The 9,723-nt window shown below is 64.5% G+C and carries 7 protein-coding genes and 2 tRNA genes; all 9 read left to right on the forward strand.

Annotated elements, in window-relative coordinates; all coding sequences use genetic code 11:
• The 9 genes from recF to KIH31_RS17235 all read left to right on the forward strand — a co-directional run bounded on the left by recF (position 1) and on the right by KIH31_RS17235 (position 8,491).
• Positions 1-1,188 carry a DNA replication/repair protein RecF gene (recF, locus tag KIH31_RS17195; RefSeq protein ID WP_214428358.1) on the forward strand — a complete coding sequence of 396 codons (1,188 nt, stop codon included), beginning with the start codon at positions 1-3 and terminating at the stop codon, positions 1,186-1,188.
• Positions 1,172-1,711, forward strand: coding sequence for a DUF721 domain-containing protein (locus tag KIH31_RS17200; RefSeq protein WP_214428359.1), 540 nt, complete (start codon positions 1,172-1,174; stop codon positions 1,709-1,711). Before recF ends, KIH31_RS17200 begins: the two co-directional genes overlap by 17 nt.
• Before the next feature lie 302 nt (positions 1,712-2,013).
• Complete coding sequence (gene gyrB / locus KIH31_RS17205) at positions 2,014-4,065, forward strand: DNA topoisomerase (ATP-hydrolyzing) subunit B (protein ID WP_214428360.1); 2,052 nt, start codon at positions 2,014-2,016, stop codon at positions 4,063-4,065.
• Positions 4,066-4,123: 58 nt separating this feature from the next.
• Positions 4,124-6,781: a DNA gyrase subunit A gene (gyrA, locus tag KIH31_RS17210; protein WP_214428361.1), complete on the forward strand. Its 2,658-nt coding sequence runs from the start codon at positions 4,124-4,126 to the stop codon at positions 6,779-6,781.
• A complete protein-coding gene (locus tag KIH31_RS17215; protein WP_214428362.1) occupies positions 6,778-7,449 on the forward strand; it encodes a DUF3566 domain-containing protein in 672 nt (223 codons plus the stop codon). The genes gyrA and KIH31_RS17215 overlap by 4 nt, the downstream gene beginning before the upstream one ends.
• Before the next feature lie 86 nt (positions 7,450-7,535).
• A tRNA-Ile gene (locus tag KIH31_RS17220) sits at positions 7,536-7,609 on the forward strand.
• A 37-nt stretch (positions 7,610-7,646) separates the two neighbouring features.
• Positions 7,647-7,763 carry a DLW-39 family protein gene (locus tag KIH31_RS17225; protein ID WP_214428363.1) on the forward strand — a complete coding sequence of 39 codons (117 nt, stop codon included), beginning with the start codon at positions 7,647-7,649 and terminating at the stop codon, positions 7,761-7,763.
• Between the two features lie 24 nt (positions 7,764-7,787).
• Positions 7,788-7,860: transfer RNA gene (locus KIH31_RS17230), tRNA-Ala, on the forward strand.
• A gap of 142 nt (positions 7,861-8,002) precedes the next feature.
• Entirely contained in the window at positions 8,003-8,491 is a 489-nt protein-coding gene (locus KIH31_RS17235; RefSeq protein ID WP_214428364.1) for a tyrosine-type recombinase/integrase, read from the forward strand.
• Positions 8,492-9,723: the final 1,232 nt, after the last annotated feature.

A 9,723-nucleotide genomic window follows, 5' to 3' on the forward strand; every position in this document is an offset into this window, starting at 1 on the left:
GTGTACGTAGAACACCTCTCCCTGACTGACTTCCGCAGTTACGCACAAGTCGACGTCGAGCTCGGGCCCGGCGTTACGGTGCTGGTCGGTTCCAACGGCCTCGGCAAGACCAACCTCGTGGAGGCCATCGGCTACCTCGCCACGCTGGGCTCACATCGGGTGAGTTCGGACGTGCCGCTGCTGCGCTTCGGCACGGAGCAGGCCATGATCCGGGCAATGATTGTCCGCGGGGCGCAGAAGACGTTGCTTGAGGTGGAGATTAACTCCGGGCGCGCGAACCGGGGGCGGATCAACCGGGCCAACCCGGTCCGTGCCCGCGAACTGCTGGGCATCTGCCGCACAGTGCTTTTCGCCCCGGAGGATCTCGCCTTGGTGAAATCCGATCCCTCCCACCGTCGTCGTTTCCTGGACGATCTGTTGGTGAGCCTGCTGCCACGGCATGCGGCTACCCGCAGCGATTTTGAGCGTGTGCTCAAGCAGCGCAACGCCCTGCTGAAATCGGCCCGGGCCGGCAAGTTCTCCTCCGGGCACGAGGCAACGCTGGAGGTTTGGGACCAGCACATGGCCGCCGCCGGAGCGCAGTTGCTGCGTGCCCGCCTGGACCTGGTCGAACGGTTGCGCCCGCACGTCGCCCGGGCCTACGCGGAACTCACCGAAGGTCCCAAGGAAGCCCGCATTGACTACCGTTCGACGCTGTCCGGTCCGCTGACGGATGACGGCAACGCCGAAGGTGCCACCGCCGGGGAAGCGGCCGACCTGGCGGGGCTGAGCGTGCCGGAGCTTACCGAGCGCTATCTGGTTGCCTTTGCCGCCGCCCGTCGGCGGGAACTGGAGCGGGGCATTTCGCTGGTGGGCCCGCACCGCGACGAACTGGACCTGATCCTCGGCGGTGCACCGGCACGCGGATTCGCTTCGCACGGGGAGACCTGGTCGATGGCCCTTTCGCTCCGTCTGGGCTCGTATTATGTGTTCCTGGAGGATGCTCCGGCCGAAGGCCAGTCCCCGGTGCTGATTCTGGATGACGTGTTTGCCGAACTTGATGTCCAGCGCCGCGAGCGTCTGGCCGGCATCGTTGCGGGTGCCGAGCAGGTGCTCGTGACGGCCGCCGTCGAGGCGGACATTCCGGACAAGCTCGACGGGCGCAGGATTGCGGTGGTCCCCGGAGGAATCGATGAAGGGCAACGGTAAGGAACCGGAAAAGGAACCGGACCGGATCGATGCTGCACAAGCAGCGCTGAACCGGATGCGCGAGGCTGCCAAAGCCCGGGGCGAGCATCGCACGCCCGCTTCGCGCCGCAGGACCGGAAAAGACGGGTCGCAGCTGCGGTCCGCGCCCGTGGCCGCAGCCGACGTCGGACGCGACCCCCGCGGACTCGGCAAAGTGGTCAGCCGCATGGTCGCCGAGCGCGGCTGGGCCTCCCCTGTTGCTGTCGGCTCCGTGATGGCTCAGTGGGACCGGCTGGTCGGGGACGAGATTGCCGCGCACTGCCGGCCCGAAAGCTTCACCGACACCACCGTCATCGTCCGGTGCGACTCGACCGCGTGGGCCACCCAGCTGCGCTTGTTGAGCAGCACCCTGCTGGCGCGCTTCGAGGCCGAACTCGGCAAGGGAGTGGTCACCAAACTCCAGGTCATCGGTCCTGCCGCCCCGCGCTGGAACAAGGGCTACCGGCGGGTCCAGGGCCGCGGTCCGAGGGACACCTACGGGTAGGGCCGGCCCCGGATCTTGGAAATTGAATGAGCGGCATGGAGAGCGGCGAACTCCCCCGCTGGCGTATAGCCCCCCTGTTCGGCCGGTTTAAACCGCTCCTATGGCTGTTTTCTGGCCGGTGAGAGGCTGTTCAGCCCGTTTTGGCGCCCCGGGCAAGGTAGAATTGAAGGGTTGCAGGCGTCGCTGAAGCCCAGCGGCGCCGCTAGTAGCGTGCCAGATGTCCGGCGCGGTTACCGACCAGTACAACTGATCAGTGATCCGTGCTGGCCTCGATCAAGACAGAATAGGGGTCGAAAGCGCCAGTGGCTAACGACAATTCAGAGAACCTGGGCGAGCAAGCCTCCCAGCCCGGCACGCCGGAGAAGCGGGAATACGGCGCCAGCGACATCACGGTTCTCGAGGGCCTTGAAGCTGTCCGCAAACGGCCTGGCATGTACATCGGCTCAACCGGCCCGCGCGGCCTCCACCACCTGGTCTACGAAGTCGTGGACAACTCCGTGGACGAAGCCCTGGCAGGCTACTGCACGCACATCGAGATCACGCTCCAGGCCGACGGCGGCGTGCGCGTGGTTGACAACGGCCGCGGCATTCCCGTGGACATGCATCCCACCGAGGGCAGGCCCACCGTTGAGGTCGTCATGACGATCCTGCACGCAGGCGGTAAGTTCGGCGGCGGCGGCTACGCGGTCTCCGGCGGTCTGCACGGCGTCGGCATCTCCGTGGTGAACGCGCTGTCGACCCGCGTCGAAACGGAAGTCCGTCGCCAGGGCTATGTCTGGCGGCAGTCCTTCGCCGACGGCGGCAAGCCGGTGGGCGAGTTGCGCAAGGGCGAGGAGACGTCCGAGACAGGCACCACCCAGACGTTCTACCCCGATGGCAGCATCTTCGAATCGACCGACTTCGATTTCGAAACGCTGCGGGCCAGGTTCCAGCAGATGGCCTTCCTGAACAAGGGCCTGCGCATCACGCTCACCGACGAGCGCAAGGCCGAGGTCGACAGCGAAGAGATCGCGGAGCAGGACGAGCAGGCCCCGGAGCAGGAAGACCACCACCGCAAGGTCGTGTACCAGTACGACAACGGACTGCTCGACTACGTAACGCACCTGAACTCCTCCAAAAAGGTTGAGGTGATCCACCCCGAGGTGATCGCCTTCGAAACGGAGGACAAGGAAAAGCACATCGCCCTCGAACTGGCGATGCAGTGGACCACCGCCTACTCGGAGAGCGTGCACACCTACGCGAACACGATCAACACCCACGAAGGCGGCACCCACGAAGAGGGGTTCCGTGCCGCGATGACGTCGCTGATCAACCGCTACGCGCGGGACAAGGGAATCCTGAAGGAAAAGGACGACAACCTCACCGGCGACGACATCCGCGAGGGTCTGACAGCGGTCATCTCCGTCAAGCTGTCCGAACCCCAGTTTGAGGGCCAGACAAAGACGAAGCTCGGCAACTCGATCGCCAAGTCCTTTGTCCAGGGCGCCGTGAACGACCAGCTCGGCGACTGGCTGGAGCGCAACCCGGGCCCGGCGCGCGATGTGATCCGCAAATCCGTCCAAGCTGCCCAGGCGCGGCTGGCCGCGCGCAAGGCCCGCGAATCCACCCGGCGCAAGGGGCTGCTGGAATCGGGCGGGATGCCCGGCAAGCTCAAGGACTGCCAGTCAAAGGACCCGTCGAAGTCGGAAATCTACATTGTGGAGGGCGACTCCGCCGGCGGCTCGGCCGTGCGCGGGCGCAACCCCGAGACGCAGGCGATCCTGCCGCTTCGCGGCAAGATCCTGAACGTGGAACGGGCGCGCCTGGACCGTGCGCTCAGCAACACCGAAGTCCAGGCGATGATCACCGCGTTCGGTGCCGGCATCGGCGAGGACTTCGATGTCCAGAAGGCCCGCTATCACAAGATTGTCCTGATGGCGGATGCGGACGTGGACGGCCAGCACATCACCACGCTGCTGCTGACCTTGCTTTTCCGCTACATGCGGCCGCTGATCGAGAACGGCTACGTCTACCTGGCACAGCCTCCGCTCTACCGCATCAAGTGGTCGAACGCCCCGCATGACTACGTCTTCAGCGACAGGGAGCGCGACGCCGTCGTCGCCGACGGCCTCGCTCAGGGCCGGCGCATCCCGAAGGATAACGGCATCCAGCGCTACAAGGGCCTTGGCGAGATGGACTACACCGAGTTGTGGGACACGACCATGGACCCGGACCACCGGACCCTGTTGCAGGTGACGATGGACGATGCCGCCGCAGCGGATTCGATTTTCTCGGTCCTCATGGGCGAGGACGTCGAGTCCCGCCGCACCTTTATCCAGCAAAATGCGAAGGATGTCCGGTTCCTCGACATCTAGCCGCTGACGGCTATGTATACCCGGGTCTTCATATAAACGAAATGGAAAATACAACGCGATGAGCGACGAGACTCCCGACGTTCCCGAATCCGATGCGCCTCTTGAGGGGGGTGTGCTGACGGACCGTGTCGAGCAGGTGGACCTGCAGACCGAGATGCAGCGCTCCTACCTCGACTACGCGATGGCCGTCATCGTGGGCCGGGCGCTGCCGGACGTGCGCGACGGGCTCAAGCCGGTGCACCGGCGTGTGCTGTACGCGATGTTCGACGGCGGCTACCGCCCGGACCGCTCCTTCAACAAGTGCGCCCGCGTGGTGGGCGAGGTCATGGGCCAATACCACCCGCACGGCGACATGGCGATCTACGACGCCTTGGTGCGCCTGATCCAGGACTGGACCATGCGCTACCCGCTGGCGCTGGGGCAGGGCAACTTCGGGTCCCCCGGCAACGACGGCGCGGCGGCCCCCCGGTACACCGAGACCAAGATGGCCCAGCTGGCCATGGAGATGGTCCGTGACATTGACGAGGAAACCGTCGATTTCCAGGACAACTACGACGGCAAGAACCAGGAACCGACCATCCTGCCGTCGCGCTTCCCGAACCTGCTGGTCAACGGCTCCTCCGGCATCGCCGTCGGCATGGCCACCAACATCCCGCCGCACAACCTGCGCGAGGTCGCCGACGGCGTGCAGTGGTATCTGGTGAATCCGGAAGCCTCCCGGGAGGAGCTGCTCGAGGCCCTGCTCCAGCGGATCAAGGGCCCGGACTTCCCCACCGGCGCACAAATTCTCGGCCACAAGGGCATCGAACAGGCCTACCGGACCGGCCGCGGCTCGATCACGATGCGTGCCGTCGTCAACGTGGAGGAAATTCAGGGCCGCACCTGCCTCGTCGTCACGGAGCTGCCGTACCAGGCCAACCCGGACAACCTTGCCATCAAGATTGCCGAACTGGTCAAGGACGGCAAGATCCAGGGCATCGCCGACCTGCGCGATGAGACCTCCGGGCGCACCGGCCAGCGCCTCGTGATCGTGCTCAAGCGCGACGCTGTGGCCAAGGTGGTGCTGAACAACCTCTACAAGCACACGCAGCTGCAGGAAAACTTCGGCGCCAACATGCTGGCGATCGTCGACGGCGTTCCGCGCACGCTCAGCCTTGACGCGTTCATCCGGCACTGGGTGACCCACCAGCTCGACGTCATCGTCCGCCGGACCCGGTTCCGGCTGCGCAAGGCCGAGGAGGAAGCACACATCCTGCGCGGCCTGCTCAAGGCCCTGGACGCGCTCGACGAGGTCATCGCCCTTATCCGCCGTTCCGCGACCGCGGAAGCCGCGCGGGACGGGCTGATCGAACTGCTCGGCATCGATGACCTGCAGGCCCGTGCCATCCTCGACATGCAGCTGCGCCGTCTTGCCGCCTTGGAACGCCAGAAGATCCAGGACCGACACACGGAACTGGAACAGCTGATCGCCGAATACAACTCGATCCTGGCCGACGAGGCACGGCAGCGCTCCATCGTGAGCGAGGAACTGGCAGAGATCGTCGCCAAGCACGGAGACGACCGGCGGACCCAGATCATGCTCGGCTACGACGGCGACATGTCGATGGAAGACCTCATTCCGGAAGAGGAAGTCGTCGTCACCATTACCCGCGGCGGCTACGTCAAGCGCACCCGCAGCGACAACTACAGGTCCCAGCACCGCGGCGGCAAGGGCATCCGCGGCGCGCAGCTCCGCGGGGACGACGTCGTCGAACACTTCTTCGTGACGACGACGCACCACTGGCTGCTGTTCTTCACCAACCTTGGCCGGGTGTACCGCGCCAAGGCGTATGAACTGGCCGAAGCCGGCCGGGACGCCAAGGGCCAGCACGTGGCAAACCTGCTCGCCTTCCAGCCGGACGAGTCCATTGCCCAGGTCCTGGATCTGCGTGACTACCAGCAGGCGCCGTATTTGGTGTTGGCGACGAAGGACGGGCTCGTGAAGAAGACCCGGCTGGAGGACTACGACACCAACCGCTCGGCGGGCGTGATCGCGATCAACCTCCGCGACGGGGATGAACTTGTTTCGGCGCAGCTGGTGTCCGAGACCGACGATCTGCTGCTGGTCTCCCGCAAGGGGCAGTCAATCCGCTTCACGGCCACGGACGAGGCGCTGCGCCCGATGGGTCGCGCCACCTCCGGCGTCACGGGAATGAAGTTCCGTGAGACCGACGAGCTGCTCGCGGCGAATGTCGTCTCGGACGAATCCTTCGTGTTCGTGGTCACCGAGGGCGGCTACGCCAAACGAACCGCCGTCGAGGAGTACCGGCTCCAGGGCCGCGGAGGGCTGGGCATCAAGGTCGCCAAGCTATCTGAAGATCGCGGGGACCTGGTCGGGGCGCTCATCGTGCGTGAGGATGACGAAGTGCTGGTGGTCATGGAGGGCGGCAAGGTGGTGCGCTCCAACGTTTCCGAGGTTCCGGCCAAGGGCCGCGACACGATGGGCGTCGTTTTCGCCAAGCCGGACAAAAATGACCGGATCATCGAGGTTGCCCGCAACAGCGAGCGTGGCCTGGTCGAGGAGTCTGACGACGAAGACGGCGATCAGGGCACGGATGACGTAACGTTGACTGAAGATCGCGAGCCGTCAGCCGCCGGTACGCCGCAGGATGCTGAGGCATCCGCGGAGGAGGCCACGGCTGAGACGGACACGGACATTAGCGGAGGTACCGAGTGAGCAGCAGCAACTCCAACCCGGGATCCGGCGGCGCCGGAGGCCGTCCTGCCCAGGGTGGCAACCCGCGGGTGAATACCCCCGCCAGGCCGCCGCAGCGGCCCGCCAACGCCCCGGTGCCCCAGACGTCCGCCCGTCCTGCCGCCGGCCAGACGGCGCGGCCGGTCGCTCCGGGGGGCCGGCCGGTCCAGGGGCGTCCCGCCCCCGCCGGAGTCCGTCCCGCGCCCGCTCAGACGGCCGGACCGCGTCCGCAGGCAGCTCCGTCGTCGGCCGCAGCCGGTTTGGTGCGCCCGGCGCCGAAAGCGAAGGCCCGGCGGGCCCGCCTGCTCATCAGCCGGGTCGATCCGTGGTCGGTGCTGAAGATGGCTTTCCTGCTCTCGGTAGCCCTCGGCATCGTCACCGTGGTGGCCGCGATCGTGCTGTGGACCGTGCTGGATCTGACCGGCATCTTCGACCGCATCAACGGCTTGCTCGGGGAAATTGCCGGCAGCGAGAGCGGCGGCTTCGACCTGAGGAAGTACGCCTCGCTGGGCCAGGTGGCTTCCTTCGCCACCATCCTCGCCGTGGTCAACGTGGTGCTGCTGACCGCCCTCGCAATGCTGTCAGCGGTGCTTTACAACATCTCGGCCACCTTGGTCGGCGGCATCGGGGTTACCCTGACTGACGACTGACCACGGGTCACCCTCCGGGCGGTCCCGCAATTTTGGGACTTCCGCGGGAATGATGTAGAGTCATATCTCGGCCCGAGAGGGAACACGGGCGTATAGCTCAGGCGGTTAGAGCGCTTCGCTGATAACGAAGAGGTCCCAGGTTCAAGTCCTGGTACGCCCACGGTTCTGCACCAACGGTGAAGAAACGAGGAAGCACTGTGAAGAAACTGTTCGTCCTTGCGGCGGCGATCGCAGGTGTCCTGGTTTACCGGAAGTCGCAGGAAACCGAAGCCCGGAAGAACGCATGGAGCAGCGCGACCGACCAGGTCGAGTGATTCCAGGTTCCGAAGGTCCCGTTCGGGGGCATGGCGCAATTGGTAGCGCACCTGCTTTGCAAGCAGGGGGTTAGGGGTTCGAGTCCCCTTGCCTCCACCGAATGAAATGAAGGTCCGAATCGCCAAGGTTCGGGCCTTCATTTTTTGTTTGTGCGGGTCAGTGCAGGTTTTGATGCTCACCTCGGCATTGATATCGGCAGAAGTTGATACTTCAGCCCGGTTCTCCTGATAGGAACACCGTGGGCGACCTGCATTCGGGTGCGCTCATCGTGACTAACTCCGGGGCCGGTACCGACACCACCAAGACGCGCGCCAGCAGGCGGGTGCTTCCGGTGCCAAGCATCCTGCTGCCGTACCTGACTGAGCTGGCCGGTGACCGGCCGAAGACGGCCTGGTTGTTCGCCTCGCCCCGGAAGCCGGCGGCACCGATCGGCGACACCTACCCCCGTGCAACTCTGACCCGAGCTGTTGGCATAGCCTCCCAGGGCCAGCATGATCCGATCAAACGCATCACCGTCCATGGACTGCGGCACTCCTTCGCGGCCATCGCCCTCTCCGAGGCCGGCGGGGACATCCTCTCGGTGTCGCGCGCCATGGGGCGTGCTCGACCCTCGATTACGCTCGACCGCTACGGCCATCTCGCACCGGCCGGACTGGCTCCGCTCATGGGGTCGATCGACCGTTTAGTGAGGTTGGAGACGGACGGCGACTCGGACGACGCGGCGTAACTGCGAGTTGTCAGATACGCAGCACAAGCGACAAGCCAGTTGGCAGCGGTGAGAGGTCGACCTAGTTGGAAGAAACGACAACGCCTGGAGTTTTCGAAATGCGTCACTTGTGATGACTATGTGAGAGCTGACAGTGGATGGGCAATCTTCAACCGTTGGTTGGCCATATTCACGGCGGTTGGCCATGGGCAGCTGGGCAAGCAGACAGTTACCCTACCGGCGGATTGGGGTCCCGCAGATGCTGTTTTGAAGCTCTACTTGTTTGCTCACGCAACGACCGTTATACGGTCGCGCTGTTCAGCGACCGCAGTCTTGTCGAAAGAGTGCGCGCATCTCAATAGAGCGGTGAGTGCATGTTCCCCAGAAGACGGCGTGCTTGGACTTATCGGGAGAGGGGGCCGAGCGTTGGGGTTGGTTCGGGCGCTCTCTGTTGTCCCTGCACTGATATTCGGGGTGTACTTCGGCCTACCGGACCGCAGAACGCCATATCTAACGGCTTGGGTGTCGGTACCATCGGCGGCGCAGTCGGTGGATTTCTTGCAGGGCTATAGGGGGTAAATGATGGGCCAGCGCCCAATTAGGGACCGCCTCAAGATTTTCACTTTGCCGCTCCTTGGCTTCGGACTCGGTTACCTGATGGGAGGCTTGGGCGGCGCTCTCCAAGGACTCAGCATAGGGATCATTCCAGTTCTGTTGATCCAAGCAAACTGGTGGGCAAGGAACCGAAATGCAGAATCGGACGACGGGTCTAAGACGAACGTGGACGACGAGCCCAGCGACCCGAATCAGGAAAGGGACGAGTAATGCGATAGACGTATCTCGCGATCAGTGAGGTGAGATTTGCCCACCTGTGCTCGTGGATGTCTACTCCCAAGGGACACGGTAGGAGACCCGGGCACCGTTCGTGCCCCTCAGTCCTCTTGGTCGTCACCGCACTCGGGGCTTCCCCGCTGTTGGCATTGGCGTCCCAGGCGGCGGAGGCCGTGACATGTCCTGGGCCGCGTCGTTGGCGCTCTAAGCAACTGGCGCACGAGACTTCGATTGAAAGGAACTCACATGCACCTGCACAGTGTGTTACCTGACTACGGCGGGAACGCAGAGCTGGTGATTGGGCCCCCGTTAGCAGTCCAGCGTCTATGCGATAGCTAATTGGTTTTCTTGCGTCCAGGTTTCCCAGTAGCGTTTCGGCGTCATGCCGTTCAGGGATCCGTGCGGCCGTTCATGATTGTAGA

The organism is Paenarthrobacter sp. DKR-5, assembly GCF_018531425.1.
Classification (GTDB): Bacteria; Actinomycetota; Actinomycetes; order Actinomycetales; family Micrococcaceae; genus DKR-5.

What these genes read in the sequence shown, in the direction of transcription:
- gyrA (WP_214428361.1), top strand. Translation starts at nt 4,124, where the DNA reads ATGAGCGACGAGACTCCCGACGTTCCCGAATCCGATGCGCCTCTTGAG.
- KIH31_RS17200 (WP_214428359.1), top strand. Translation starts at nt 1,172, where the DNA reads ATGAAGGGCAACGGTAAGGAACCGGAAAAGGAACCGGACCGGATCGAT.